This is a genomic window from Pseudomonas sp. W2Oct36 (genome assembly GCF_041060465.1).
GTDB lineage: Bacteria > Pseudomonadota > Gammaproteobacteria > Pseudomonadales > Pseudomonadaceae > Aquipseudomonas > Aquipseudomonas graminis_B.
In genome coordinates, this window is record NZ_JAUERW010000003.1 from 407,380 (window position 1) to 433,047 (window position 25,668).

At 59.0% G+C, this 25,668-nt stretch carries 24 protein-coding genes and 1 pseudogene; 15 read left to right on the forward strand and 10 right to left on the reverse strand.

Annotation, left to right across the window (positions count from 1 at the left end; genetic code table 11):
• Positions 1 to 37 precede the first annotated feature (37 nt).
• Positions 38 to 916 carry a helix-turn-helix domain-containing protein gene (locus QWI18_RS07215; RefSeq protein WP_369318510.1) on the forward strand — a complete coding sequence of 293 codons (879 nt, stop codon included), beginning with the start codon at positions 38 to 40 and terminating at the stop codon, positions 914 to 916.
• Here QWI18_RS07215 and QWI18_RS07220 read toward each other — a convergent pair.
• From QWI18_RS07220 to QWI18_RS07230, 3 genes are all read right to left on the reverse strand, one after another.
• Positions 913 to 3,270 (reverse strand): TonB-dependent siderophore receptor, encoded by a 2,358-nt coding sequence (locus QWI18_RS07220; protein ID WP_369318563.1) that lies wholly within the window; start codon positions 3,268 to 3,270, stop codon positions 913 to 915. The genes QWI18_RS07215 and QWI18_RS07220 overlap by 4 nt on opposite strands.
• 72 nt (positions 3,271 to 3,342) lie before the next feature.
• Positions 3,343 to 4,326, reverse strand: coding sequence for a FecR domain-containing protein (locus QWI18_RS07225; protein ID WP_369318511.1), 984 nt, complete (start codon positions 4,324 to 4,326; stop codon positions 3,343 to 3,345).
• Positions 4,323 to 4,928: an RNA polymerase sigma factor gene (locus QWI18_RS07230; RefSeq protein ID WP_192132623.1), complete on the reverse strand. Its 606-nt coding sequence runs from the start codon at positions 4,926 to 4,928 to the stop codon at positions 4,323 to 4,325. Before QWI18_RS07230 ends, QWI18_RS07225 begins: the two co-directional genes overlap by 4 nt.
• Before the next feature lie 293 nt (positions 4,929 to 5,221).
• Between QWI18_RS07230 and QWI18_RS07235 the strand changes: the two genes are divergently transcribed.
• The 3 genes from QWI18_RS07235 to QWI18_RS07245 all read left to right on the forward strand — a co-directional run bounded on the left by QWI18_RS07235 (position 5,222) and on the right by QWI18_RS07245 (position 7,105).
• Entirely contained in the window at positions 5,222 to 5,644 is a 423-nt protein-coding gene (locus QWI18_RS07235; protein ID WP_065991892.1) for an HPF/RaiA family ribosome-associated protein, read from the forward strand.
• 539 nt (positions 5,645 to 6,183) lie between these two features.
• Positions 6,184 to 6,513, forward strand: coding sequence for a DUF3509 domain-containing protein (locus tag QWI18_RS07240; protein WP_065991891.1), 330 nt, complete (start codon positions 6,184 to 6,186; stop codon positions 6,511 to 6,513).
• Between the two features lie 247 nt (positions 6,514 to 6,760).
• Positions 6,761 to 7,105: a YXWGXW repeat-containing protein gene (locus tag QWI18_RS07245; protein ID WP_065991889.1), complete on the forward strand. Its 345-nt coding sequence runs from the start codon at positions 6,761 to 6,763 to the stop codon at positions 7,103 to 7,105.
• A gap of 87 nt (positions 7,106 to 7,192) precedes the next feature.
• Here the strand turns inward: QWI18_RS07245 and QWI18_RS07250 are convergent, their stop codons facing one another.
• Complete coding sequence (locus QWI18_RS07250; protein ID WP_065991885.1) at positions 7,193 to 7,639, reverse strand: phosphate-starvation-inducible protein PsiE; 447 nt, start codon at positions 7,637 to 7,639, stop codon at positions 7,193 to 7,195.
• 420 nt (positions 7,640 to 8,059) lie between these two features.
• Between QWI18_RS07250 and QWI18_RS07255 the strand changes: the two genes are divergently transcribed.
• Positions 8,060 to 8,326 carry a YebG family protein gene (locus QWI18_RS07255; protein WP_369318512.1) on the forward strand — a complete coding sequence of 89 codons (267 nt, stop codon included), beginning with the start codon at positions 8,060 to 8,062 and terminating at the stop codon, positions 8,324 to 8,326.
• A gap of 56 nt (positions 8,327 to 8,382) precedes the next feature.
• Here the strand turns inward: QWI18_RS07255 and QWI18_RS07260 are convergent, their stop codons facing one another.
• Entirely contained in the window at positions 8,383 to 9,405 is a 1,023-nt protein-coding gene (locus QWI18_RS07260; protein ID WP_192132620.1) for a Glu/Leu/Phe/Val dehydrogenase, read from the reverse strand.
• A 195-nt stretch (positions 9,406 to 9,600) separates the two neighbouring features.
• Here QWI18_RS07260 and QWI18_RS07265 point away from each other — a divergent pair, with 195 nt between their 5' ends.
• The gene (locus tag QWI18_RS07265; RefSeq protein WP_369318513.1) at positions 9,601 to 10,404 is read left to right on the forward strand and encodes a SirB1 family protein; all 804 of its coding nucleotides are present in this window, start codon (positions 9,601 to 9,603) and stop codon (positions 10,402 to 10,404) included.
• On the opposite strand, the gene QWI18_RS07270 is transcribed toward QWI18_RS07265, so the two are convergent.
• On the reverse strand, positions 10,401 to 13,877 hold the full coding sequence (locus QWI18_RS07270) for a DUF6543 domain-containing protein (protein ID WP_369318514.1): 3,477 nt from the start codon (positions 13,875 to 13,877) through the stop codon (positions 10,401 to 10,403). The two genes, QWI18_RS07265 and QWI18_RS07270, sit on opposite strands and share 4 nt — an antisense overlap.
• Positions 13,878 to 14,266: 389 nt before the next feature.
• On the opposite strand from QWI18_RS07270, the pseudogene QWI18_RS07275 reads away from it, so the two are divergent.
• Positions 14,267 to 14,482 (forward strand): annotated as a pseudogene (locus tag QWI18_RS07275) (tetratricopeptide repeat protein); the annotation flags it as partial.
• On the opposite strand, the gene QWI18_RS07280 reads toward QWI18_RS07275, so the two are convergent.
• Positions 14,483 to 17,932 (reverse strand): DUF6543 domain-containing protein, encoded by a 3,450-nt coding sequence (locus tag QWI18_RS07280; RefSeq protein WP_369318515.1) that lies wholly within the window; start codon positions 17,930 to 17,932, stop codon positions 14,483 to 14,485.
• Positions 17,933 to 18,538: 606 nt separating this feature from the next.
• Here QWI18_RS07280 and QWI18_RS07285 point away from each other — a divergent pair.
• Positions 18,539 to 18,937: a hypothetical protein gene (locus tag QWI18_RS07285; protein WP_192132610.1), complete on the forward strand. Its 399-nt coding sequence runs from the start codon at positions 18,539 to 18,541 to the stop codon at positions 18,935 to 18,937.
• A 52-nt stretch (positions 18,938 to 18,989) separates the two neighbouring features.
• Here the strand turns inward: QWI18_RS07285 and QWI18_RS07290 are convergent, their stop codons facing one another.
• The 3 genes from QWI18_RS07290 to QWI18_RS07300 all read right to left on the reverse strand — a co-directional run bounded on the left by QWI18_RS07290 (position 18,990) and on the right by QWI18_RS07300 (position 21,281).
• A complete protein-coding gene (locus QWI18_RS07290; protein WP_369318516.1) occupies positions 18,990 to 19,514 on the reverse strand; it encodes a hypothetical protein in 525 nt (174 codons plus the stop codon).
• 184 nt (positions 19,515 to 19,698) lie between these two features.
• On the reverse strand, positions 19,699 to 20,607 hold the full coding sequence (locus QWI18_RS07295) for an SDR family oxidoreductase (protein WP_369318517.1): 909 nt from the start codon (positions 20,605 to 20,607) through the stop codon (positions 19,699 to 19,701).
• 218 nt (positions 20,608 to 20,825) lie between these two features.
• On the reverse strand, positions 20,826 to 21,281 hold the full coding sequence (locus QWI18_RS07300) for a flavodoxin (protein ID WP_192132606.1): 456 nt from the start codon (positions 21,279 to 21,281) through the stop codon (positions 20,826 to 20,828).
• A gap of 340 nt (positions 21,282 to 21,621) precedes the next feature.
• Between QWI18_RS07300 and QWI18_RS07305 the strand changes: the two genes are divergently transcribed.
• The 7 genes from QWI18_RS07305 (at position 21,622) to QWI18_RS07335 (ending at position 25,603) form a co-directional block, all read left to right on the forward strand.
• Positions 21,622 to 22,227, forward strand: coding sequence for a hypothetical protein (locus QWI18_RS07305; protein ID WP_065991868.1), 606 nt, complete (start codon positions 21,622 to 21,624; stop codon positions 22,225 to 22,227).
• A 187-nt stretch (positions 22,228 to 22,414) separates the two neighbouring features.
• Positions 22,415 to 22,984, forward strand: coding sequence for an antibiotic biosynthesis monooxygenase (locus tag QWI18_RS07310; protein WP_065991866.1), 570 nt, complete (start codon positions 22,415 to 22,417; stop codon positions 22,982 to 22,984).
• A gap of 232 nt (positions 22,985 to 23,216) precedes the next feature.
• The gene (gene folM / locus QWI18_RS07315; RefSeq protein ID WP_065991864.1) at positions 23,217 to 23,927 is read left to right on the forward strand and encodes a dihydromonapterin reductase; all 711 of its coding nucleotides are present in this window, start codon (positions 23,217 to 23,219) and stop codon (positions 23,925 to 23,927) included.
• 20 nt (positions 23,928 to 23,947) lie between these two features.
• On the forward strand, positions 23,948 to 24,508 hold the full coding sequence (gene folE / locus QWI18_RS07320) for a GTP cyclohydrolase I FolE (RefSeq protein ID WP_192132604.1): 561 nt from the start codon (positions 23,948 to 23,950) through the stop codon (positions 24,506 to 24,508).
• Positions 24,509 to 24,511: 3 nt separating this feature from the next.
• Positions 24,512 to 24,883, forward strand: coding sequence for a dihydroneopterin triphosphate 2'-epimerase (folX, locus tag QWI18_RS07325; RefSeq protein WP_065991860.1), 372 nt, complete (start codon positions 24,512 to 24,514; stop codon positions 24,881 to 24,883).
• Positions 24,884 to 24,972: 89 nt separating this feature from the next.
• Positions 24,973 to 25,269, forward strand: coding sequence for a DUF1244 domain-containing protein (locus QWI18_RS07330; RefSeq protein ID WP_065991857.1), 297 nt, complete (start codon positions 24,973 to 24,975; stop codon positions 25,267 to 25,269).
• The gene (locus QWI18_RS07335) at positions 25,262 to 25,603 is read left to right on the forward strand and encodes a HopJ type III effector protein (RefSeq protein WP_065991855.1); all 342 of its coding nucleotides are present in this window, start codon (positions 25,262 to 25,264) and stop codon (positions 25,601 to 25,603) included. The genes QWI18_RS07330 and QWI18_RS07335 overlap by 8 nt, the downstream gene beginning before the upstream one ends.
• Positions 25,604 to 25,668 lie beyond the last annotated feature (65 nt).

Genomic DNA, 25,668 nt, shown 5'->3' on the forward strand with positions numbered 1-25,668 from the left:
GCGCTCGGAGTAGGATGCGAGGCGCAGAGGAGTCCCCATGTCGTCACTTGAAACCATCCAGGTCTTTCAATCCCTGAACAGCTCGCCCCACGCGCAGCTGGAGAAGTGCGCGCCTCTGGGCGACGGGGTGATGGCGGCGCTGTGGAACAACCGTCATGACGCGCAGAACTACCACGCGCCGACGCACCACACGCTGTCGTGCTACATCGACGGCGGCACGGGAACATTCCGCCGCGATCAGCCGGGCAAGAAAGGCGCTCCGGACAAGATCTGCACGCTGCCCGCCGGCCATCAGTCCTCCTGGGTGGTGAACGGTGAAATCCGTCTGGCGCATTTGTATATCAGCCCCGAACAGTTCGCCCTCAACTGCGTCACGCTGCTGGATCGCGAGCCACGCCAGTTGGCGTTGCAGGAGCACACGTTTCTGGATGATCCGCTGCAGGCCGAGCGTTTTCATCGCGTGATCCGCATGGACTGGCGAGAGCCCGGCGAGCGCATGCTCACCAGCAGCCTGGCCCATGAGCTGCTCGACCACATGGTTCTGCGCCAGGTCGGGCTGCGTGAAGGGTTGCGTTTGAAAGGCGGACTGGCGCCGCACCTGCGCCGGCATTTGGTGGAGTTCATTGAGCTGAACATGGCCGAGCCCTTAAGCCTCGGGCAATTGGCGGGCATGTGCGCGTTGTCGGAATACCACTTCGCGCGGATGTTCCGCGAAAGCTTCGGCCTGCCGCCCCATCAATACCTGCTCGCCCGACGCCTCAACCGAGCCCGCGAACTGCTGCGCTCGACCCGCAAGCCGTTTGGCGAGATCGCCCTGGAATGCGGCTTCGCGAGTGCCAGCCACTTCAGCAACCGGTTCAAACAGTCAGTCGGCGCGACGGCGGGCGAATACCGGGCTGCGTTTGAGTCGCGTTAAAACTCCAGTGTCGTCGCCATCACCACCTGCCGCGAATCCCCCAGGGACACGAAATAACGGCTCACCGCCGAGCTGTAGTAGGTGCGATCAAAGAGGTTTTTCACGTTCAGCTGGAACTTCAATTTCTGCCCGTCCAGACGGGTTTCGTAGGTCGCGAAGGCATCGGCGACGGTGTAGCCCGGCAGATCAAAATCATTGTCCGGATTGCCCGGGCGTTCGCCGACGTAATGGGCGCCCGCTCCCGTCCGCAGCCGATCCGCGCCCAGCACCGCGCCAAAGTCATACACCGCCGAAACCGAGCCGCTGTGCCGGGGTACGTTCTGCAAGCGGTTGCCCTTCAGGGTCGGATCATCAACCACCCAGGCCTCGGTGAAGGCATAGCCGCCAATCAGACTCCAGCGATCTGACAGCTGCCCGCTCACGTCCAGCTCCACACCCCGCGAGCGCACCTGACCCGCCGTGGTGTACACCGTGTTCGCCGTCAGCGAGTCGAAATTCGCCACCAGCACGTTGCGCTTTCTGATGTCGAACAGCGCCAACGTCGCACTGATGCCATCTGAGGAATCCCACTTGGCGCCCAGCTCCCACGCTTTCGATTCTTCGGGCAGCGTCGCCGAATCCAGCACGGTGCCCCCCGCCAGCGTAGCGATGCTGGAGTTGGGCTTGAACGCCTCGGTGTAACTGCCATACAACGAAAGCTCATCGCTGTAGCGGTAAACGAGGCCCGCTCGGGGAATCCACTTTTGCCCGTTCAAATCGGTATTGCGCGTGAACGGCGAGCCTTTGCCAGCCTGCTGATCGAAGACTTGATAACGCGCGCCCGCGACGAAAATCCAGCGATCGGTGAGGTGCACGGAGTCCTGAGCAAACACCGAGTCGCTGCGCAGGATATCGAGCTGATGGCTGTCCGCCGCACTGACCTGAGTGCCCTCCGCTTCCTGGCCATACACCGGATTCACGTAGCTGAACGTGCTCTGGCTTTTCTGGCGGATCAGCTCACCGCGCGCGACTTTGCGGTATTCGTCGTCGACGCCCATTAGCACCTCGTGCCGCAAGCCCGCCAGCGAGGTGTCGCCGCTCAACGTGAGCGTGGTGAAGCGATCCGTGCTCAGGGCGTTGCCGGTCCCGTCGATGGAGCGGGTCAGCGTGCCGGTGGCCGGATCGACGGCGGTCACGCGCACCTGACTGGCGTCGTAGGTCTCGCGGTTGTAGCTGTAACCGAGGTGGCCTCTCCAGGTGTCGTCGAAGGTGTGATCGACCTCGAATCGATACAGGTCCGAGCGCCCTTCCATTGTGTTGAAGGGCTCGTCCAGACGCCGGGTCGCGGGGATGTTCAACGGACGGTTTGTGCGAGGATCGATTGCCGTGCCGCGATCAAACGGCGAGAGAAATTCCCGGTGTTCGTAGGACGCCAGCACTTCGGTGTCATCGCCATACCAGGCGAGCGATGGGGCGATCAGCGATTCACGGTGTACGCCGTAATTGCGCCAGTAATCTTCGTCTTCGTGGTCGACGATCAAGCGGTATGCCAGCCCGGTGGACGCCCCTTCAGCGCCATCAATCGCGCCGGTGCTATCGAACGTTCCGCCGCTGCCGTTTTTGCCTGCGCCGTAGCTTGAACCCCGTGCCGTCAGCGAGTTGGCCGACTGTAACTGCGGACGCTTGCTGACCACGTTGATCACCCCGCCGGGGTCCTGAATGCCATACAACAGCGACGCCGGCCCCTTGAGAACTTCGACGCGCTCGGCGGTGACATTGAGGTTGCGGCCCTGGACCACCGGCATCCCGTCGCGCATGATCGAACCGTCGCGATTCTCGCCAAAACCCCGCTTCATCAGCGTGTCCTGTGTGCTGCCGAGGGTGTTGCCCTGGGTTACGCCACTCACGTTGGCCAGCACATCGTCGAGATTGCGCGGCGCCTGATCCCTCAACACCTGCGCCGGAACAACGCTGACCGCCTGCGGGGTTTCAAGGCGCGGTGTCGCGCTGCGCATCACCGATGTCACTGCAGGCGGCTGATAGCTGTAAACGGCACTGAGAGTGGAGTCGATCTGCGTCGCGCCAAGGGTGACCGCACCCTCGACGGGGCGGGATTGCAGCGTGAAGGTGTCGTCTGTGGCACGGCGGAATGTGAGGCCAGACGTGCCCAGCAGAATACGTAACGCCTGTTCCGCACTGAACGAGCCCATCAATGCCGGGGCATCCACCGCGTAAGGCACGTCCTGGGTGTAAATAACCCCCTGCCCTGTGACTCGACTGAAATCCCTGAGCGACTGGGACAGCGGTTTGGCCGGAATCGAAAAGTCGTAGGCCGGCGCGGCTGCCTGAGCGCAGGCGCTCCAGACCGCTACCACCGAAAAGCCAAACCCACTTCTCACATCGATCACCCCGTTTGAATGCGATACACCTCAACAGCTCGCCTGCGATCAACGGATCACAATGACCCGCCCGAGCGCTTGGTATTGCTCAAAACCAACCACGGATTTCAACGCCGCCAGCACGGCCTGCGGATCGCGGCTCGGGAAGCTGCCGCTGACGGTCTTCGCGGCCAGTTGGTCGTTGAGCAAAATGATCCGGCCCGGGTAATAACGGTTCAGGTCGCTGATCACATCAGCGAGGGGGGCGCGGGCGTAATTGAGCCAGCCCTGACGCCAGGCCAACTGGCTTTCGCTGTCGACAGACTGCGGAGCGCCGGTTCGCTCACGGTCATAACGGACCCGCTGACCTGCCGTCAGGATCTGCTGCGGGGCATCGGCGGCCGCTTTGACCCCGACACGTCCCGACAGCACAGTGACTTGCGCACCAGGCGGCTGCAGCCGTACTTCGAATTGCGTGCCCAGCACCCGGGTTTCGCCACGTCCGCCATCGACCACAAACGGCTCGCCGGTGTGGGTAACGTGAAAGAATGCGGCGCCACGGCGCAACTCGACGTGCCGCTCTCCGTCGCCAAAATGCACGGCGATTGCGCTGTCGGCGTCCATCGTTACCTGCGACCCGTCTGACAGGATCAACGTCCGGACCTGCCCCGGCGCCGACACATAATCGGCATTCAAGTCCTCTGCCCAGCGCTGGGGATTCCAGCCCAGCCCCGCGCTGATCATCAGCACCAGACACGCCGCCATCGCCAGCGCCGCTCCCCTGCGCGGCAGCCTGCGCGGCTTGGGTGCGTTCATTTTCCGCAGCAAGGCATTGAGTGCGGCGGCGTCTTCGCTGGCCAGTGTGGCGGCAGGCTCTTCGCTCAGTTCCCACACGACCTGAGCCTGGGCGTACGCTTCGGCATGAGCCGGATCAGCGTGCAACCAGCGGCTGAAGCGCGCCTGATCGGCAATCGTCGGCTGGTTGTGCAACACACTGAGCCAATTCAGGGCCATGGAATGGGGATCGGCAGTCGGATCAGGAACGGCATTCATCGGCGTATGCCCCCGGATTTCCCGGCAAGCGGCGCAACCCGAGTAACGTCCTGATTGATGCTCGCCTTGCAGACCTGCAGGGCGCGCATCATGTGTTTCTCCACGGCACTCTGCGAAAGGCCCATGGCCTTGGCGATTTCGGCGTACTTGCGCCCGTGGATTCGGTTGAGCAGGAAAATCTGCCGGGTTTTCTCCGGCAATCCGCGCAACGCCGCTTCGATGTGGCGCAGATCGTTGCTCGCTTCCAGCGCCGCCTGGGGTTCGTCAGTCTCGGTCCAGTGCGATTCCGGCAGCCGCTCATCGCTGAGCCGGGCGCGGGTGCTTTCATTGCGCAGATGGTCAATGGCGATATTGCCAGCACAGCGCAGCAGGTAGGTGTTGAGCTCCTCGACCTGCACCAGCGGACGTCGCCAGAACCTGAGAAACAAGTCCTGCACCAGATCCGCCGCCGTCGCCCGACAACCCACCCTTCGGCTGACCAGCGCCTCCATTTGCGGACGCTGGGACAGAAACACCTCCAGAAACCGCGCGCGTGCAGCCTTCGGAGTCTCGTGGTCGAGGTCCTGGCACACTGAGTTCAAGGACGGAGGCGGATCGATCATGATTCAGGCACGGGCTGGGGGAGGATGCGAGGCGCGATATTAATGATAAATATTCTCATGCGCAAAAGATGTCCGACGAATCTCGCAACAAATCTGCAGCGGCCGAAGGTTGCCCCCAAAAAGGCGCGGCCCAGCAAAACTGGACTTGCCGGTCGAGTTCCCCCTTTCGCGAAATATATTCTCGGTTCCAAGGGGTTGAATTGTTCGTGGATCGGCGCCAACACTGTGAATGAGGGCAGACGAAAAACACCTCGTCCAGACTCTCCCGAGCAAGCCAAAGTAAGGGAAGAACTATGCAAATCCAGGTCAACAGCGATAACCACATCGAAAACAGCGTCCGTCTGGAGGAGTGGGTACGAACCACGGTTGAAACTACGCTCGAACGATACGAAGAGGATCTGACCCGCGTTGAGGTCCACATCAACGACGAAAACGGCGACAAGCCAGGCCCGCATGACATCCGCTGCCAGATGGAAGCCCGGCCAAAAGGACACCAACCCATTTCTGTGACCCACAAGGCCGATTCGATCGATCAGGCAGTGGATGGCGCAGCGGTCAAACTGGACCACGCCCTGGAACATCTTTTCGGAAAACTGCGCGGCAACAAACGCGGCGCGGCTCCGGTGATTGAAAGCGATCTGGATGACGAGCCGGTCAGTGCTGACGCGTTGCTCGAAGAAGAATTTCTCGAGAAGGACGAAGCGTTGCACGGCTGATGCAGCAGCTCTGAAACACTGAACGACTGAAAGAGGGGCTGGCCTGGAAACGGGCCCGCCCTTTTTTTGCGCCGTCGTCAGGCAACCAGCGCTTGAATGGTGAGCCGCGCTAAACGGGTGGCTGATTCAAGCGGCCGACCTTTCGCACACAAAGAACGCATGAGGCGCGCAAATGGTGCCGAGCGGGAATGGGCCAAGCCCTTGGCCAGTACAAGACGGACGCTGAAACCATGAACTGCTTCTCGTTTCCGGGCCCTTGGGTCCAGCGATCGGGACCATTTACACCTTTCGTCCGTTGTGGCCCAAACCCTGCAAGCTTTGTATCGTCGAGCTTACACCTCACCTGCACGCCGCAGGCCTGCTGGCCTCGGACGCAGTGACTCGCTCAATACGACGACGTTTCAACGGACCACTGATGGAAATCACCGCGATTTCAGCGAGCGCGGCCAGGGCAGGAATCGTTAACCGTTGATCGGCTTCGAGAACTAAAGGGATTCACCCCCAGTCAATTCATGCAGATCGTTAACAGGTAACAGGCCATGGATAACCCTTTTCAACTGATCACCGACGCCTTCCATCCCGACTACCGAGTCAACCTGAGTATCCAGGGCCTCGACGGGACCATCATGCTGACGCTGTCGAATGAGTCAGGTGTGGTCGCCAAACGGCTGATCAGTGCCGAGCAACGCAACTCGCCCAAGCGGCTGCGCCGTCTGATCGAAAGCATCCAGTTCGGCATCGCCATCGAACAAGGCCATAGCGCCATCAAGATCCTGGCAGCCATGACGGATGGCGACCTCAAACAACTCTCGCCTCCGCCTACCCGAACCCGCTTCCTTGGCCGTCCGCAGTTGACTGCCGGCCTCTGATTTTTTGATGCGCAGGGCATGAGGCGATAGTGATTGCCTCTCCAGCGCAGTCTTTTCGCGGCATCATTCTCGACCCGCTCCGTCCCCCGCCGACGATCGCCAACGTGCCTGTAATGCCCGCCGATTCAGCCCTCAGACAGAAAGCACCTGCTACAACGAACCTGTAGCAACAAACCTGTAGCAAGCCGGCTGCCCCGTTACATAACAACGGCGAGCAGCAGAGTCTGGACAAGTCTGAGGTGACGATATGTCTCTACGATACATAGCGCTGATTGGCGCGCTGGCGCTCGCGACCGGCTGCGTGGAAGAAAGAGTGGTGCACGAACGCCGAGTGGTCGACCGACCCGCGCCCCGCGCCGAATACGTCGAAGTCGTCGCCCCGCAAGCGCCGCCCGTGCGCGTGGTCGAAGAAGAACCGGCTCCGCGCCCGGGCTATGTCTGGTCCCGCGGCTACTGGCGCTGGAACGGCAACCGCTACGTCGCCGAACACGGCCACTGGGAAGCGGTACGGCCTGGCTATCGTTATCAACATCCGTACTGGGAAAGTCGAGGCGATGGCTGGCATTACCATGTTGGGGTGTGGGTGAACTGACCGTTCTTCGCACATGAAAATGCCCCGCTGAGACGGGGCATTTTTTGATTGGATCACCGATGGCCTGGCTCTGACTCAGTAGATGGCTTACTCCACTTTCTCCTGCACCGACGGATACCTCGACGAGGAATACCTCACCACCAGAATCGAGAACGCCAGCAACAGCACGCCGCCGCAGACATAAATAATCCCCAGATCCGGCGCTTTGTGATGGGACACGTCACTGATCAGCAAGCGGATCAAGGCGGTCACCCCAATGTAGAGCAAGAACCGCAGCGGCATGTGGTTCGTCTTGAAATAGATCCCGACCATCGCGCCCAGTTCGAGGTAGATGAACAACAGCAGAATATCGTCCACCGCGATGTAGTCCTGCCCGAGCATGCCGATGAACGCTTTTATCGCGGCGTATGCGGTGACTGCCCCAATACCGAACAGCGCCAGATAGTGAAACGCTTCAACGGCCAGATTACCCAGGCTGTTGGCGCCGCCGTGAAGCTTCGCCCGCATCCGATCTGCCCATCTCACACCAGCCATCCCTCACCTCCCCTGACCAAAACAAAAGTGTTCATAACGAGCGCTGCGATTGAGCGCAGCGGTGGATCTGTCGACGCAGGGCGTTGGCCGCGTTGATGTTCACGATGTACTTCCTTGGGTGATCCGGACGGGATGATGCGCCGCGCGCATGACGATTTGCCCGTGCGCAGCCTGGTTGTAGGCAAGCATTAATAGGGCCATCGGCTAAGGTTGAGAACGTGACCAGATGTCGCAAGGCTGCGCCTGGTAAAAAAGTGAGCGCCCACCCCCTACCCAAGCCGAGGCGATTCACCTATGCTGCGCACTGTATAAATACACAGTAAAAAGACGGAGCACGCTGTCTTTGCATCATCCGTCGGCCGAAGCGTTGAGCGCCCGGGCTGATCCCTTACAACTCTGGAAATGACGACGAGGCCAACAATGGCTGTTGAAACCCTTTACCGCAGTACCCGTGATTTGGAGACTACGTTCGTGGACCGCAAACTCGCCGATGCCCATGATCAGATGCTGGAACTGGCAGAGCTGCTCACCGATGTGCTGATGAAGAACGTCGCCGGGCTCTCCGAAAAACACGCCGAAGACGCCAGTATTTTCATGGCGAAGAACCGCGCCGTCTTCGCTGCCGCTTTCAAGAGCAACGCCCTTGCCCTCAACGAGCTGGCACCCGCGGCGGAGCAGACTGAGTAATCAGCCCAGCGACTTTGGCTTCAGCCAGTTGAAGGCAGATTTGCCACGAAGGCGATTCACTCCATGTCCAGCAGCCGTTCTGCCAGCTCATCCGCCACCCGCGCGGGTGAGCGCTTTTCAGCTTGCGCATGGGCGAACACCTCGGTCAGCCGCGTGCCGATCTGAGACAGATGCGCGGTGATGTTACCCGGGCTTTGCCCCTGATGATGCAGCGCGACATAGATCAGGCCACCGGAATTGATCACGTAATCCGGGGCATACAGAATGCCGCGCGCCTCCAGTTGGTCGGCGATCGCGGCACAGCTCAGCTGGTTATTGGCGCCACCCGCGACGGCGGCGCAGCGCAACTTGGTGACACTGTGGCTGTTGAGTACGCCGCCCAGCCCGCACGGCGCAAGGATGTCGCAAGGCGTGCTGAGCAACGCTTCGCTGGCAATCGGCTTGGCGCCCAATTGCTCCATGGCGAGTTGCACCTTGCCACTGTCCAGATCTGCGACCAACAACTCGGCGCCCGCCCCATGGAGCTGTTCCGCGAGCGCATAACCCACATGCCCCAATCCCTGAATGGCCACGCGCAAACCTTCAAGGTTATCGCTGCCCAGCCTGGCCATGGCCGTGGTCCGAATCCCCGCGTACAAACCCAATGCGGTGTGCGCAGAAGAGTCGCCGGCCGCCGTGGTGCCGGTGACATGCTGAGTGGATTGGGCTATGCAGTCCATGTCCTCTCTGGAAGTGCCACTGTCCATGGCCGTGACATAACGTCCGTCGAGGGTCTGCACGAACCGTCCGAACGCCTCGAACAGGGCAGCGCGATCAGGCACGTGGGCCGGGCGCATGATCACGGCCGTTCCACCGCCCAATGACAATCCGGCGAGCACGGCTTTGTAGCTCATGTTCCTTGCCAGCTGGATGGCGTCCTCGATGGCGCTCTCTTCGTTTGGGTAGGAGAGGTAGCGACAGCCCCCCATCGCCGGACCTTTCTGGCTGCTGTGGATCGCGATCACCGCTTTCAGGCCGGTGCGCGGCTCAACCATCATGTGCAGTGATTGCACGCGTGAGCTTTGCATGAGAGCGAACATGGGCACTGCTCCCCTTTTTCGTACTGGCGAGTATAGGCGCTGAATGAAAAAAAGAAGGTCGGGCCGAGCGGATCCGGACGACAGACTGCCGTTGGCCACGCGCGATGAATCAACGCTGGACGAAGGCAGCGGCCAAGGCTAAAACAGAGTCATCCTTTAATTCTTCTCAGCCGTCTTATCCTGCCGGAGAAGTCGATGAATCCGCGCCAGCAATGCATTGCCTGTCTAGAACGAAACCCGCCCTCCACATTCGACGCTGCGGTATGGATCGCTGCGGAGCACGACGGGGAGGTTGATGTTCAGGTTATTCGCGATCAGCTCGCCGCACTGGAGCGCAGTGTCAGTGCGGCATTACCTTTATTGCCGGTCGCCGAGCTTGCCCAGCCCTTGCTTCGGCAACTGGCGACGCTGGGGTTCCAGCAAGACGATGCCGCTCAGCCCAAACCCCAGGCTGCCTTGATTCACAAAGTGCTTGAACGTCATCGCGGCCAGCCGCTGGGGCTGGCGCTGGTTGCGCTGGAGATAGCGAGGCGACTGGAGATTCCCCTCGAAGGCGTGAACTTCCCGGGGCATTTTCTGCTGCGGGTGCCCGGCGCCGACCATACCCTGGACCCTTGCGGCGGACGCAGGCTCTACCCCAAGGACTGCCGTGAGTTGCTCCTGCGTCAGTTCGGCGCGGACATGCCGCTCAAGGCCGAGCACATGAAAACCGCGACGCCTGCAGCCATGCTTCAACGCCTCTCGCGAAACCTGCGCTATCTGCATCAGTTAAACGATGATTTGCTCGCGGCACTTAAAGACGCAACCCGCGTGATGGAACTGGGCCAGGCCAGCACCAGCGATTACCTCGCCCGTGCCAGCCTGTACCAGCATCTGGACTGCCCCCAGGCCGAACGTTTCGACCTGGAGCATGCGTTGATGTTGAGTGATGACCCGTTGCAGAAGTTGCGCCTGACGCAGCGTCTGCAGTCTCTGCCGAGTGGGCGCGCCATCCATTAAACGGTCTGGGCTGCCAGTTTTTTTACCGCCCACTGACCGACTTTGATGACCAGTGCCTGATCATGAGTCAGGACTGTCTTGACGCCGGTGCCTCCCAGTATTGATCCAAAGACAGCAGATCCAAAAAACCAGGACGCGGTCGCGCGGTCTCCGTCGTGATAGGCGAGCAAGCCTCGTTGTATATCGATGGCGGTGTGAAGCACTGTCCATGCAAGCGCTCCACCGGGAAACGGCATCAGCAGCACGGAGCCGAGTAACCTTACAACCGAATAAACCTTCTCGACCCAGCGCTCCGTCCGGCTTTTGGTCTGAGCATCGACATCGGCAATGATGCGACTGATTTGTTCGTTGTAAAGATCATGGATGTCAGTGATTCGATCGGTATTCTGGTGCTCCCTGTTTTCAACGCGGACCCACTGCACCGGGAGATTGCGGTCCATGGCATCGAAACGAGACCCCACACTCGGCTGCCCTTTGTAGGGAACACGAAGGTAGTAATAGTGGCGCATGTCAGGCGAGCGCATAAGTTGCACGTAGTCGGTCACCTTTCGGAAGCTGACGCCATCGGGAGCATCAGGGGTATATAACAGATTGAAGTCGCCATCCGAGGAGCTGAAATCCCGGAGCATATAAACACCTTGAACGATGTAACCGGCAAAGCGGAACATTGAAGCGCTGCTGCGGCTGATACGGCGTTGCAGCCCCTCGTCTTTGTCGAGCACCTGCTTATCCAGCGAAACAATCAATGGCACCAACCATTGATATTGCGCAGTGGATAAATTGCCTTTCAAAAATTCTCGCATCGCCGCTGAGCGCATATCGAACTGCAGACGCCTGCCAAATAACGCCCTGCGATAGCGATACTGCTCGTGAGAGGTGTCCAGGAACTCTCTCCTGATCCACTGGATGTAACGCTCACCCAACGCCGCTTCCCGCAACGATTTGTCCACTCGTTGGACGAAGTACAAGGGCAGCGCCCTGAGGTCCTGCCCTACCGAGGAGTACATCGGCGCCGCAGGAGTAAAAGCGTACTGGTCGGAAAACCCTTCCATGAACAGGCTGGTCAAGGACCTCAGCCGCGTGTACGCACTGAAGTCCGGATTCGCGACGTACGCAGCGTTCTCCAGATCCACGAAGATCGTATCGGTATCGACGCGCTCGTTGATGCCTTGGCTGGCAATGTAGTCATTGAGCAGCTTGCTGCCTTCGCTCCTGGCGAATTGCTCGAAAGACACCATCGCCTGCGTTGTGTGCACAAACGCCTTGTTCAGTTCGCTGACCCGATGATCAAGCAATGCAAGGGCGCCACGGTTCGCATAAGCAGTTTCCATGGTGAACCCCAACAAATCAGCATCATCCCGAGTCAGCGTCCGGTCGACCTTATGACGAATTGCATCTGAGAGACGATCTTCGAAGTTGTCCCCTTCCAGCTCATGGAAAACGACACTGGACTCATCCCACAACGTGCCCTTGAGACGAACTTTTTCCAGAAAATCGGAATGGTCAGCCTCGGCGGTTAAAGCCGTCTGGTCTTGCACATAATTGCCGCCCGCATCGGTCGCCAGCCAGCTGCCGACTTCGAAGGACAACTGGCGCCACGAGCTGAACCCGAACATATCCTGGCCGCCTGGCGCACCGGGTGCGTAAAGAACGTAATGATCGTCGCCTGCCGCATCCTGCTTACGGAACACCAGCAGATCTTTGAAGCGCATGCCGTTGACAGCCAGTTTCAGGCTGCCCAGCGTCATCACTGCACCGTCTTGAATAATGTCGGCGCGCACCAGATGGATGAGGTCCTGGCTTCGGTCGTCCATCAGATGGCCTTGCAGCACAGCAGCCCAAGCACTCAGCGCCAACGCGGCGTCTCGCCTGTGGGTCAGGGCTCGCAAGGTCTCTTCATGGGTAAACTGCGCCCTGAGCTGCTGCAGGTAACGGCGCTGCACATCCAGCTCATCAAGCATTGTTTTCACAAACTCGAATGTAAACGCAGGATTCGAATACGCATCAGGGACCATCACCTTGCCGGGACCTGAAACTGCCGGCAGGCCATGCATCGCGAAATCAAGCAGCGACTTGCGGTGGTTCGCCGAAAAAGTGCCGCCCTGAAGGTCGAACTCATCCGGCACGCTGATCATTATTTGCTGCGCGTCGATCGAATAGCCCAGATGCCTGCGCACATAGCGATCAATCTCATGACGGGCAAATACTTCCAACGATTCCAGCCCCTCAAACAGCGCATCAACTGCACGCTTGCGTTCGCTGAATTGGTTATTGAGGTTCGCATAGTGCTCGCGCTTCTCGGGGGCCGCGTATTTAAGCCATTGAGGCTGAGTGAGATCCTCGGCACGAATGGAAAGGCTCCTGAATCGGTGCCCCATCCCTTCATCAATATGAGCACACACCTGCACTTCACTGACTTTTTTCAAAAAGGTGTGATTGCCCTCGCTGTTCGCTCTGGCCTGTTGCACCAGAAACTCGAAGTCCATGGCCTGCTTGTTACGAAGTCCCTGAACATGGCAGTGCAGCAGTGGCTCGATACAAGGCTCGTATTCAAGATCGTCGTTGCCGAAAACGTGATTTTCGGGCAATCCCGCAAGATCCGATAAATAAAGGTTTTTCAGCAACGGCTCCTTACCCGATGGCCAGGACAGTCGCCGAGCCAGCTGGCTGTTGAGCTCAGAAAAAGACTCATACCGCTCAACTCCGCCTGCGGCCATGACCAGATAACAGGGTCCGGAGGCGTGGCGGACATCGACCGCCTGTTCATCCTGCGCGACCGCGAAGACCGAGAGCAGCGGTGCTGTCATTTCGCGCGGCAGACGCAGGGATATCTTGAAAAGCCCGCCAGTGGGTTGGTGACTCAATGCATGCAGCAGGCGTTTTTTTTCCTCGTCGTTGAGTCGCTGCTCAATAACCTGAAACTCAATGTCGTGCTTGAGTGCCGAATGATGATGCGCACTGACGATTTCGTGGCGCGCCGCACTTTTGCCGCCCGCCGGGGAATGCTCACGGCTGTCCCATGCCCAGCCAAGCGCCGCGTGATAAGCCCCGGGAAACATCGCCAGCACTTGGCCAAAAATACTTTTGATCGTGGAGAAATCTTTTTCTGCCACCAGGTGCTGCACCTCGGTGCTGTCGTGGCGGTAATACAGGCGCTGGGAATCTTGATCGAAGGCGCTGGCCCCTTGCGTCATTGCCTGAATCAGGGCATCAGTAAGTGAACGCGAACTTTGCACCGCTCCGGACGCGGACGCGGTGTTCAGAAAAATAATGTCCGGGTTCCACACTGATACATTCCCGCGCAGAAAGCTTGAAAGGCGGTCAAAAGCGACATCACGAAGCGAGGGGAGCTTGTCCAGTACCGAGGTGCATTGCGAGCACGCCGTGGTAAAGGCGAGAAAGTGCCGGGTGGTGGCGTGCTGCTGAAGCGCACCTTGGTTATTGAAGGGAATTGCAGCAGATAGATCATTCATGGATACAGCTCCGATAAAGAACCGTCACGCCCACCGGCATCCGGCCAATGGGTACAACGTGAGCGGTTCGAGCGGGCTATTTTCCGACGTTTGCTCAGCTTGGTAAGCGGTACATATTGCTTGGCTCATGAGGCTGGACGGACGCAGTTCGCAGGAAATGAACACCGTACTCGACTGACTGGAGTCTTCTCCTACTGTTGAGATGTCAGAGTGCACAGCGGAAATCCAGCCGTCTGCGACACCCGAAAACATCGATGGGCGCATTCAAAGTTGAGGGTTTGAAGTCTGATGAATGACTGATTTTTCTTAATGGCTGAAGCAGTCACTCAACGCTGTATTGTTAGCGCCTGAATCAACGTTTGGTTTGCGCTGCTGCGATTGCTGATGGGCTTGCCTCAGTCAAGAGCGCCAATCGAGTGATAGTACTGGGCCAGGCCAGCACCAGCGATTACCTCGCCCGTGCCAGCCTGTACCAGCATCTGGACTGCCCCCAGGCCGAACGTTTCGACCTGGAGCATGCGTTGATGTTGAGTGATGACTCGGTTCAACGGGTGCGACTCACTCAATGTCTGGTTCAGCTCCCCGGAATGGGTGCGCTGCATTGATCATTGGAACTGCGGCAGCCCAACCGACGACGGCTTTGACGTCTTGCCCAGGCGCTTCAATTTCTCCGCCTTACGGATCTTGCGGACTTGCTTGGCGGTTTTGTAGGCGCCCTTCGCAGCATCGATGAAGTAGCGTTTCGCGCGTTCATGGTTGCCGTCCTGGTAGGCGTAAATGCCCCGAAACAGATCGACCGTCGCGTGCAGGGCTGTCCACACCGCTTTGGTTTTCGGGTTCAGATTTGCAACATAGCCGCCGTATTTGCGAACAAAGTTGTACGTCTTGAGCAAGCGCCGCTCGTTGACACTCTCGGTCTGAGCATCAATGTCCACCATCAAGTGGGTCACGATGAAGTCGTGCAGATCTTCGAAGTTCCTGACCGACGGCACTGAGCGAGCAACCTTGTAGAATGTGTTCCCCACCATGGGCGACTGTTCAAGTTTTTGCAGCAATGGGCCGATGGTGCCCTGAGCCCTGAAGTTCGCGCGGTCGTAGTAATACCGGTTCATGCCAGGGCGCGACACCGAGCGAACAATGTCGTCCTCCTGACGAAACAGATGACCATCAGGCGCGTCAGGCGTATAGGCCAGCGTCCCAAAGCGGGCGTGGGTGGCGTCCGGTTTGAAGAGGTAGATATCGACAAGTGTCTTGTGCTCCATCACCAACCGATGAAACGTTCCCGGAGTCTCCACCGTATTCCCGACAATGCTGCCATCCAGCCCTGCAATCATCCGTACGAGCCAGTTGTACTGATCGAGCGCAAGGCGCCCGGCGACATATTCGTCCAGCGCGTCACGGCGCATCTGGTAATGAGTCTTGCGGGAGAACAAGGCGACGATCGTCTCGGGCGGGGAATTGGAAATGCTCCAGGTATGTCGGCGCAGCTGCGTCAGGTACTCATCCGCGTAATTTGAGCCGCGGATCATGCTGTCAACGATTGCGCCGGAAAGAGCGGACAGGTCCTGGCCGATGGATGAGTACAACGTGGCGGCGGGGTGAAAGGCGTACTCTTCCTCCGAGTAACCCACCATGAACAGATCTGTCAGGCACTTGAGCGTGGTATAGCGGCCAAAATCGGGCTGACCCTCAGCCGTTGCGTTCTCCAGATCGCAGAACACGGTATCCGGGTCGATACTTCCCGGTATGCCGGAGGCCCTCAAGTGCGCAGTGATCAAGCGTTCGCATTCACGTCGGGCCGCTTCACGCCAAGGCGTGATGCCGAATTTGTCGTAAGCGGCATTCAGTGCCTCAATCCGGTGGTCCAGCAACACCTGCGCGGTCCGCTGCTGATCGGTAACGTGCTGCATCCGCGCACTGGACACACTCGGATCCCGCGCCAGAATCTGCTCGATCTTGTAATAACTCAGGCCCGACAGCGCATCCGTGAGGAAGGAGCCATTGATGGAGATGAACTGCACGCTGTCGGCAGTCCACTCCGAGGGCACCAACTGAACTCTCGCGATATAAGGGACGACGTGATGATCCGGGTTGACGACCGTTTGATCCAGCAAGTACTGCGCGCCCTGTGGGGTCGCCAGCCAACTGCGGATTTCAAACGACAATTCACGCCAGGTGGAGAAATCGAACAGATCGCGGCCGCTCGGGTGGCCGGGCGCATAAAGCACATAGAATTCATCCTTGCCGCGGATCTCACGCAGAACAACCACATCCTCGAGCCTCCGGTTGCCGCCCTTGAGATACAGGGCTCCGATTTTCAACGTGCTGTCTCTGCCTAGATTGGCCTGCACGCGCTCAATCAGCGCCTGGCCACGTTCCGACAGCTGCCCTTGCAGCGTTGCCGCACAGGCACTCAATGCGATATCGCTCGCGCGCAAGGCACTCAGGGCTTTCAGGGTGTCCTGCTCGCGGTAGCGACGCTCCAACTCGAGCCCGTAGCGGCGCTTCAAATCGAGGTCTCGCACCAAGCGGCAGACAAAATCGAAATTCAGGCGTAGATGGGAGTACGCGGGGTCAATCTCAATACTCGGCCCCAGGCGAAGCTCGACCTCGGGCATGCCTTCGAGGGCAAATCCAAGCAATGTATTCGTGTAAACGCTTCTCAGCGGCGCATCAGCGAAGGACATTTCATCCGGTAGATTGATCCTCAGGCTGGAAGGATCGAACGTATAGCCCAGGTGCTTCATGAGGTAGGCGGCGATTTCTCGACGCGCATGGATTTCAGCCGTTTCGGTGCCAACCAGTTGCGCCTGCACACGCTCTTCACAACGCGCCTGCTCTTGCGCGAGCGCGTCATAGCGCTGACGGTCAACAGCAGGGGCGGACATGAGCCAATCCGGCAGGCTGCGCTCCTGCACGAATGCCAGCAGCGCCAGATAGCGAACATTCAGGGCCTGCTCCAGATCATCCAGGCGGCTGACGTCGTCGAACATCCGCAGCAGTGCCTGCGAGTCGCCACTGCTCAGCGATGCCTGGGCACTGAGGTGATCGAAGTCATTGATCTGTTTCTCTTGCAAGCTCGCGATAAAGCGCGCAGCGGGCGTATCGTTTAGCGGCGAGTAACTCAGCTGCACCGAGCCCGGGGCGGCCTCGGCGATCAGCAACTGGTGTTCGAGCGAGAGGTAACCCGCCAAGAGTTCGCGTGAGTCCTCTTCGCCAAGGCGGTGATACAGAGAAGCCTCCATCGCCCCAAGCGTAGCGAACTTTTCCACCCCGCCCGCAGGGGTCATGAGGAACACGGGTGAGCTGTTTCCATCGGCAGCCAGGGACGAGCTGTCGGTATTTTCAGCGGTTGCCACAAAAGCGCCGATCAGCGGGAGCGCAGCGCCTTCCGATGTGCGCAACGACAAGGCATAACGACCTTTGCAATCGACATCGTCAACCACCTGTCGCAGCCGAGTCCGGTCCGCCCCGTCCAGCTCACGTTCGCCGACGGCCAACTGGATGGCATGGTGGAAAACCCAGGACTGCAGCTTCTCCAGCACAACATCGCGCGTACCCGTCACAGCGTCCTCGCCGGGAATGGGCGTGAAGGTCTGCTCCTCGAAGGTCCAGTACTCGTCGAGACTGAACTTGAAGAAACCCGGCAGCTTGCTCAGCAGGCTCGGAAACAGCGTCCTGATGGCTTCGATGTCCCAGCCCGGCAAGGCGTGAGCAGGATGAGCAGAGTCTCGACGGGTGGACACCACGGCCTGTTTATCGTCGAGGTACGCGCGGTCCCCGATAAAGGCGTGCAGCAGCGCCTGAGTCAGCGCAAGCGGCTGCGGATCAAACCCGGCCGTGTTTTTCCTGTGAATGAACAGCGCGTCAGGGTTTGGAAACCGGGTGCTTCGAGCAAGGGCGTCGACCAGCATCTGCCTCGCTGCCTCCTGCAAGGTGGGGGCTTGGCGCAGTTGCTCGACGATCGACGCCGACAGCTCGCCTTCGCTTTTTGCATGATCGAGCAGGGAGCCCGCATTCTGGCGGGCACTGTTTTCAACAGAACGATGAGTCATCTTTACAGCTCCAGGATAACCATCCACGCCACCCAGGCATCCAGCCAAAGTGTGAAAAACGTGAACAGTCCAAATGAGCTGTCATCTAACCCGCTGAGTCGCAGAACGATGGAATAACTATTGATTGAGATGAGCGACAGGCGCCGACCCGTTGTGCAGGAAATAAAGTTGAACATCGCCTCTTTGTGGTGCCGTCCTACTGTTGCTGTGGCGGTAACACTGCTTGTCACAAACTGCGCTTTTTCGCTTACAGCAAACCCCTTAACCTTCGCGCCATCCGAGCAGCCCCTCACCCTCTGCCAACCGTGGCAAAGGAAGGGGGTGCTCAATCGTCGTCACCGACGTTGTGTTTTGAAGCTCCTGGATTCAACGTCTTATTTGGCCGCTGCGATTGCAGCGGCTTTTTTTTGCTTTGGGGTCAGTAACGATTTCCGGAAGCCTTTTATGCTTGAGGGTCCATCCTTCCGCTCAAAAACAAAGCTCAGAAAAATCCCACAGCATGTCTAGCGACATTCCTACGCAACGTTCTGTTTAAACATTAGTCATCGGCGAGGTGGAGACACCACGCGACGATACCCAACAAAAAATGGCTAATGGAGCTCTAATATGTTCAAGAAAAAAATGACCTCACTGATTCTGGTGGCAAGCCTGGTGTCGCTTGCTGGTGCAACTGCTGCGCAACCTATTGCAAGCACGATGAATTTCTGCACGAAAGTTTCGGGCGCTATACCGGCCGGCACCGTAAACCCAGGTGAGCAACAGGTGATCTATGGTCCGTACACGGTCACATGCGGGACGACTTCCCATCACTTCAATGTGACCGGCGCTTCAGGACAAGTTCCTGTGTTCGTCCAACAGCTTCAAGGTGGCAGTTGGTCTTCGGTGACTGGTAAAACGTACGACCCATCAGGCTTGTTCGGCGCTGGCACATTTCGACTGGTAATCGATAACGTACAAAGTCCTGTGCCGACCAGTTACTCAGGGAGTTACGTCGTCCCCATGTAACAGCTGAAAGCTTGGGGCACTCTAGTGGTGCCCCACGCCCGAACTCATATCCTCAGGCGCGAATATTCACCAATGAACGCTCGCGAGGTCGCTTAGCATGCTCCTCCAGCGCCATCAGCACAGAAACCGCGGTGTTCAAATCCACCACGGCGCCTTTTGCCATCTCATTGCCTTGCTTGATAGCGCCCTGCAGTCGAACAAAGTGGTCGGTAAAAAATTCGTACGCATTGACCTCCTTGTCGATATTGATTTCTTTTCCCAGCGCATCGAACTCGACATTGATGCCGCCCAGAGTGCCAATAAGGTCTCCATCAATAATTCCTTGCTCGGCCAGTAGAGCGCCGATATCCCTCAACTGCCGGTTACTGGTCTTACGCGGATCAAATCCAGCCAGATTGATGTTCAAGCCCTCCAGCTTTTTAACATCAGGAATGCTCTTGTCCGCCCAGTACTGACGTACTTTCTGCTTCACCGCTTCCTCTTGAGGGTTGAGGCCGGAGCGCACGTTAAATTGCTTGTCCGGGACAGCGCTGTATACCCTCAGCCGCTCTTGCACCTTACTCAAATTGCCAATCATAAAACCTCCTGAAAATCGGTTGATCCTCAGGCATGTCGGGCGACTGGGGGCGGGGTTTAGGCTGAAAAAGTGAAGACGGAATCATTGCCTCATTCAGAGACCGTTCCTACGTCGCGGCAAATAACCTTCCTACAAAAACGGCCAGTTCGATCGCCGAACTGGCCGCTTATTGATCAAAGCCTGATCAGGCAAATCTCTGCAGATTGGCCATCATTTCCTTGAGCGCTTCGACGTTGTCAGCAGGATGCACCGCATCGCTGAAGTCACTGATGGTTTGCCATTGCGCCGCGACGTCTTCCGGCGAAAAGCCTGCGTGCGGGTCGAATCCGGCGCCCAGGCTGCGCTCCCAGCGGACCTTGCCGATCCAGCCGCCGCCTACTTCATACAGGCCGGCGCTGTCCTGACACTGCTCGCTGCCCAGGTACACCACGAGTGGGCTGACCAGTTCAGGCTTGAGCAGCTCGAACACGCTGGCGGGGATCAGGCCTTCAGTCATGCGTGTGCCGCCGGTGGGGGCGATGGCGTTGACGAGGATGTTGTTCTTGCGCCCTTCAACCGCGAGCGTGCGCGTCAAACCATATAGACCGAGTTTGGCCATGCCGTAGTTGGCCTGACCGAAGTTGCCGTAAATGCCGGAAGTGGACGAGGTGAAGATGATACGGCCGTAGCCCTGATCCCGGAGATGGGGCCACGCTGCGCGGGTGACTTTGTAGGCGCCTTCGACGTGGACGCGGTAAACCAGGTCCCAGTCGGCGTCTTCCATTTTGGCGAAGCTTTTGTCGCGCAGAATGCCGGCGTTGTTGACCACGACGTCGACGCGGCCGAAGGCATCCAGAGCGTTCTGCACGATCTTGTCGCCGTCGGTGACCGAATCATGATTGGCAACCGCTTCGCCGCCCGCTTCACGGATTTCCGCGACCACCCGATCCGCCGCCGAGGCATTGGCCCCTTCGCCATGGGCCGAACCGCCGAGGTCGTTGACGATCACCCGCGCGCCGTGTTTCGCGAACAACAATGCGTGGGCTCTTCCCAACCCGCCGCCCGCACCGGTGACGATTACCACTTTGCCTTCGAAACGTACGGACTCGCTCATGCTGCTCTCCCCGATGATGAAGCCGGCGCTGCGCCCACGGCCCCTGACTCATCAGGAGCCATGAAGGGCAGCAGACGCGGGCGTGATGGTCATCGAGTGTCAACGACTCGGCGCCGGGTCACAATCAACAGGGGACACGCTGAATGGTGGTCGATAACGCCGGGGGATGGCTCTGTCATGCCTCGGCAGAGACGGGCATGGGCGCGCCATTCAGCTATTCAGCTATCAAGCCGGCCGATGAACTCCGCCAGCCACGGCTCGGCATCGCTTTCCGGGGTCACGGTTTCGCTGGCATCGAGTCGCAGCATTTCCTGCACCTCGCGGATCCCCAGTTCGCCGAACAGCTCGCGCATCAACTCGCCGCCCGCACAAAACGTGTCGCCATAACTCGCGTCGCCCAGGGCGATGACGCCGCCAGGCAGCCCGCGCCATCCTGCAGGCAGTACGTCACGGATCTGGTGATAGAGCGGCTGAATGTTGTCCGGCAGCTCGCCCATTCCGGTGGTGGAGCTCACTGCCAGCAGAGCCTGGGGTGCAAAGGCCTGCAGATCGGCAAGGGCAGCGCGCGGATTGAACAGCACCTCGTGCCCTGCATCCTTGATGATCTGTTGGGCGTGGCGAGCGACCTCTTCAGCCGAGCCATACACCGAGCCCGCAATAATCGCGACTTTCATGGGTTAATCCTGTGACGGGTAAAATCGTGCGGCATTATGCCCCAGCGCGGCGCGATGATGCCTGATAGGAGCGCCAGGTGATCAGAGCACCGCTGATGCAAATGGTTTTCAACGATGTCGGTCATCTCCTGTCCTATACTCTCAAGCAGTTCACGTTCAGATCGTCGCCGCTGATCCACAGCACGCCGAGTGAAAAGCCTCAAGTTAAGTGATCAACGGGCACACGCTCGGCTAGAGATGAAAATCCTGAAAGAGTAACATCCTGCAACTGACGAACGGTCGCAACCAACATGCGAACCATCTGTCTGCTCTCTCAATAACCGGTTAATCGAGCTTGGCCATGCAGCGCGACAATATCCTCACGCCGGATGAACTGGAGTTTATCCAGAACATGCAGCACAACCCCACGCTGAATTTGCGAGACAAATCCAGCAGTCTGGTGGTTAACGGCGGCGTGCAGATTCAAGATCTGCTGACCCGTCTCGCTGCCCATGAGCAAGTCACGATTCAGGCCCAGTTCGATAATCAGCAAATGACCTTCCCGCTGCATCTTGTCGAAGACGAGTTTCACGCGCTGCATCTGGAGCTGGGTGCGCCAAGCATCTTCGAGGAAGGCCCGCGCATTCGCCCATGGCGTCTGATCCTGCCTGAGCCGATTCCGCTGGAGACCGCAAAGGGCTCGCTCACCGCACTCTGGGTTCATGAAATCTCGTTCAAAGGCATCCTGCTGGAGATGCGCAAGCAGACCAAACCGCCGAAGTCATTCGCCGCGTGGTTCACGCCTCAGGGCTATGCGCCCATCGCCTTGCGTGGCAACTTCGAACGCCTGAACCATCATGGTCTTGCGGCGTATCGGTTGAGCCAGAACAGTAAAGAAGACACTGAACGTCTGCGTCAGTACATCCTTCAGGAACACCGCAAGATTCACCCCTCGATGCACCTCTAGGATTGCCTGATCAGGCGATCCCTCCCGGCACCCTCTTCCGTCCGACCAACACCTCTGGCGTTATCGCAGGTTTCAGGAATAATCCTTGCTTGCTTTTCCCAGTGAAGCTGACGCATCGCCACCACCCCGGCGACCTGTCATGTGATTTCCCTACCCGGGAAGTTCACTTGTTTATCGGAGATACACAATGTCTACCTCACCCGTCACGCTGATGGTTGCCCGTCGCGTCGCCCATGGCCGCTATCAAGAGCTTATTGCCTGGCTGCATGAAGGCGAACAACTCGCTACAGACTTCCCCGGCTATCTAGGGTCAGGTGTGCTCGCTCCTCCGCCCGGGGATGACGAATTCCAGATTATTTTCCGCTTCGCCGATGAAGCCACCATGCACGCCTGGGAGCATTCTGCCTCCCGACGCTCCTGGTTGGTGCGCGGCAGTGGCTTGTTTGCCAAGAATTCTGTGCACCGGGTGAGCGGCATCGACGGCTGGTTCGGCGCCGCTGGTCAGCGTCCGCCGCGCTGGAAGCAAGCCGTTGCCATCTGGCTGGCGTTCTTTCCGGTGTCGCTGATCTTCAACTTTGTGCTGGGGCCACTGCTCGGTCAGCTGGAGCTGTTCCCGCGCATCATGATCAGCACGTTGATCCTCACGCCGCTGATGGTGTTCTGGTTCATTCCGCTCTCGACCCATCTTCTGGCGGGGTGGCTGCACAGCAACGTGCCTGCTCAGGTCAGCGGAACAGAGCCGGCATCTACCCGCTAGCGCTCAGCGACAAACGCTTTCCCGATCTGGACGCCGCCGACCTGCGATACAGCGGCCCGGCGTGGCGCCGTTTCAAAAAACATGTACAGCCCTGTCGGTGTTGTACAAGAACCGACCGTTGGGGTAACTTTGCCCCACGGTCGTTTTCGATGGTGCACGCGAGCATCCACTGTTCGCCATTCAGCACCGACTCGCCCGACCTTTCTCCCCCGTTGATGAATGCGTGACGACCATGGCCTGCTCCCCTGCCCCTGTCTTGATCACTGGCGCCAGCCAGCGCGTCGGCCTGCATTGCGCCGAGCGTCTGTTGGCGGAAGGCCAGCCGGTGATCATCACCTACCGCAGTGAGCGGCCGGGCGTGCAACGCTTGAAGGCGCTGGGCGCGGTAATACTTCAGGCTGATTTTTCGTCGGAGACGAGCGTGCTGGATTTCATCGCCCGACTCAAAGAGCAGACCGACAGCCTGAGGGCCATCGTGCACAACGCGTCCGACTGGCTGGCCGAAACGCCGGGGGACGAGGCGGATGTGTTCATGCAAATGTTCAACGTCCACATGCTGACGCCTTATCTCATCAATCTGCACTGCGCCGAGCTGTTGCGGCGCTCGGAGACGGCCGACATTATTCACATCAGCGACGATGTCACCCGCAAGGGCAGCAGCAAGCACATCGCTTACAGCGCCAGCAAGGCGGGGCTGGAAAACCTGACCCTGTCCTTCGCAGCCCGATACGCGCCCCATATCAAGGTCAACGGCATTGCCCCGGCCATGCTGATGTTTCAACCCGACGACGATGCGGCATACCGCGCGCGCACGCTGGAAAAATCGGCACTGGGGATCGAACCCGGCGCCGAGGTGATTTACCAGAGCCTGCGCTATCTGCTGGATAACCCCTACGTCACCGGCACCACTCTGACCGTAAACGGCGGACGGCACGTCAAGTAAGCCGCCCCGAGGAACCATTGATGACCCTGTCACTGCCACAGCATTACCGTGAAATCCTCGTCGGACTGGGTGAAGATCCTGAACGAGAAGGCCTGCTGGATACGCCCAAGCGCGCGGCCAAGGCCATGCAGTACCTGTGTCATGGCTACGAGCAGACACTGGACGAGATCGTCAACGGCGCGTTGTTTGCCTCCGCGAGCGACGAGATGGTGATCGTCAAAGACATCGAACTGTATTCGCTGTGCGAGCATCACCTGCTGCCCTTCATTGGCAAGGCCCACGTCGCGTATATCCCCACCGGGAAAGTCCTTGGCCTGTCGAAAATCGCGCGCATCGTCGATATGTTCGCGCGGCGCCTGCAGATTCAGGAAAACCTCACGCGGCAGATCGCCGATGCGATTCAAGACGTGACCAAGGCCGCAGGCGTGGCCGTGGTGATCGAGGCTCAGCACATGTGCATGATGATGCGCGGCGTTGAAAAACAGAACTCGACCATGAACACCTCGGTGATGCTCGGCGCCTTCCGCGAGTCGACCACGACCCGCATGGAATTTCTGCAATTGATCGGACGGAGCAAGTAGTCCATGGCAAGACTCGAACCCGGCACCGCACGCATCAGGGTCAAAGACCTGTGCCTGCGTACGTTTATCGGCATCAACGAAGCCGAAATTCTCAACAAGCAGGACGTGCTGATCAACCTGACGATCCTGTACGCGGCGCAGGAAGCGGTGCGCGACAACGACATTGATCACGCGCTGAACTACCGGACCATCACCAAGGCCATCATCCAGCACGTGGAAAGCAACCGCTTTGCACTGCTTGAGCGCCTGACCCAGGAAGTGCTCGACCTGGTGATGACCCATGAGGCGGTGCAATACGCCGAAGTCGAAGTGGACAAGCCCCACGCGCTGCGTTTCGCCGAGTCGGTGTCGATCACCCTGGCGGCAGCCCGCTGATTCCTTCGCTCGCCGGTGAAGGCCCACGCTTGCCCGGCCTGCCTGCCACTCTTATCATCCGCCCATCTTTACTTCCCACAGAGCACACCATGACCGAGCAACAACGTCTTGAACTCGAAGCCGCCGCTTTCCGCCGTCTGGTTGCGCACCTGGACAGCCGCAAGGACGTGCAGAACATCGACCTGATGAACCTCGCCGGTTTCTGTCGCAACTGTCTGTCCAAGTGGTACAAGGCCGAGGCCGACGAGAAGCACATCGACATCACGCTCGATGACGCCCGCGAAGTGGTTTACGGCATGCCGTACAGCGAGTGGAAATCCACGTACCAGAAAGAAGCCAGCACCGAGCAGCAAGCTGCGTTCGCCAAGGAACCCAAGCATGACTGACCTGCCCGGCCTGCGCGCCAGCCTCGCCAGCGGCAATCATCTGTTCGCAGACACCCTGGCCTTCATCGCCGCGCATTACGACTATCAGCCTCAGGCGTTCAGCAACGGCCCGGTGGAAAACGCCGCTGGCCAGAACGAAGGTTCGTGCAAGACCCTCGGCCTGGCGCTGCTGGAAGGCCTGAGCGATGAAGAAGCGCTTCTGGCTTTTGGCGAGCACTACCGTTCTGTGCTCGATACACCGGACGGTTCGGACCACGGCAACATCCGCGCGCTGATTGCCAACGGGCTGGCCGGTGTGAAGTTCTCAGCCGAGCCGCTCAAGCCCAAGGCCTGACCGCGCGCTCGACGCTGATGGGGCCGTTTGCCCGATATAAAAAAACCGGCTCAATGAGCCGGTTT

What these genes read in the sequence shown, in the direction of transcription:
- QWI18_RS07215 (WP_369318510.1), top strand. Translation starts at nt 38, where the DNA reads ATGTCGTCACTTGAAACCATCCAGGTCTTTCAATCCCTGAACAGCTCG.
- QWI18_RS07225 (WP_369318511.1), bottom strand. Translation starts at nt 4,326, where the DNA reads ATGAATGCCGTTCCTGATCCGACTGCCGATCCCCATTCCATGGCCCTG.
- QWI18_RS07230 (WP_192132623.1), bottom strand. Translation starts at nt 4,928, where the DNA reads ATGATCGATCCGCCTCCGTCCTTGAACTCAGTGTGCCAGGACCTCGAC.
- QWI18_RS07235 (WP_065991892.1), top strand. Translation starts at nt 5,222, where the DNA reads ATGCAAATCCAGGTCAACAGCGATAACCACATCGAAAACAGCGTCCGT.
- QWI18_RS07240 (WP_065991891.1), top strand. Translation starts at nt 6,184, where the DNA reads ATGGATAACCCTTTTCAACTGATCACCGACGCCTTCCATCCCGACTAC.
- QWI18_RS07245 (WP_065991889.1), top strand. Translation starts at nt 6,761, where the DNA reads ATGTCTCTACGATACATAGCGCTGATTGGCGCGCTGGCGCTCGCGACC.
- QWI18_RS07250 (WP_065991885.1), bottom strand. Translation starts at nt 7,639, where the DNA reads ATGGCTGGTGTGAGATGGGCAGATCGGATGCGGGCGAAGCTTCACGGC.
- QWI18_RS07255 (WP_369318512.1), top strand. Translation starts at nt 8,060, where the DNA reads ATGGCTGTTGAAACCCTTTACCGCAGTACCCGTGATTTGGAGACTACG.
- QWI18_RS07260 (WP_192132620.1), bottom strand. Translation starts at nt 9,405, where the DNA reads ATGTTCGCTCTCATGCAAAGCTCACGCGTGCAATCACTGCACATGATG.
- QWI18_RS07265 (WP_369318513.1), top strand. Translation starts at nt 9,601, where the DNA reads ATGAATCCGCGCCAGCAATGCATTGCCTGTCTAGAACGAAACCCGCCC.
- QWI18_RS07270 (WP_369318514.1), bottom strand. Translation starts at nt 13,877, where the DNA reads ATGAATGATCTATCTGCTGCAATTCCCTTCAATAACCAAGGTGCGCTT.
- QWI18_RS07280 (WP_369318515.1), bottom strand. Translation starts at nt 17,932, where the DNA reads ATGACTCATCGTTCTGTTGAAAACAGTGCCCGCCAGAATGCGGGCTCC.
- QWI18_RS07285 (WP_192132610.1), top strand. Translation starts at nt 18,539, where the DNA reads ATGTTCAAGAAAAAAATGACCTCACTGATTCTGGTGGCAAGCCTGGTG.
- QWI18_RS07290 (WP_369318516.1), bottom strand. Translation starts at nt 19,514, where the DNA reads ATGATTGGCAATTTGAGTAAGGTGCAAGAGCGGCTGAGGGTATACAGC.
- QWI18_RS07295 (WP_369318517.1), bottom strand. Translation starts at nt 20,607, where the DNA reads ATGAGCGAGTCCGTACGTTTCGAAGGCAAAGTGGTAATCGTCACCGGT.
- QWI18_RS07300 (WP_192132606.1), bottom strand. Translation starts at nt 21,281, where the DNA reads ATGAAAGTCGCGATTATTGCGGGCTCGGTGTATGGCTCGGCTGAAGAG.
- QWI18_RS07305 (WP_065991868.1), top strand. Translation starts at nt 21,622, where the DNA reads ATGCAGCGCGACAATATCCTCACGCCGGATGAACTGGAGTTTATCCAG.
- QWI18_RS07310 (WP_065991866.1), top strand. Translation starts at nt 22,415, where the DNA reads ATGTCTACCTCACCCGTCACGCTGATGGTTGCCCGTCGCGTCGCCCAT.
- folM (WP_065991864.1), top strand. Translation starts at nt 23,217, where the DNA reads ATGGCCTGCTCCCCTGCCCCTGTCTTGATCACTGGCGCCAGCCAGCGC.
- folE (WP_192132604.1), top strand. Translation starts at nt 23,948, where the DNA reads ATGACCCTGTCACTGCCACAGCATTACCGTGAAATCCTCGTCGGACTG.
- folX (WP_065991860.1), top strand. Translation starts at nt 24,512, where the DNA reads ATGGCAAGACTCGAACCCGGCACCGCACGCATCAGGGTCAAAGACCTG.
- QWI18_RS07330 (WP_065991857.1), top strand. Translation starts at nt 24,973, where the DNA reads ATGACCGAGCAACAACGTCTTGAACTCGAAGCCGCCGCTTTCCGCCGT.
- QWI18_RS07335 (WP_065991855.1), top strand. Translation starts at nt 25,262, where the DNA reads ATGACTGACCTGCCCGGCCTGCGCGCCAGCCTCGCCAGCGGCAATCAT.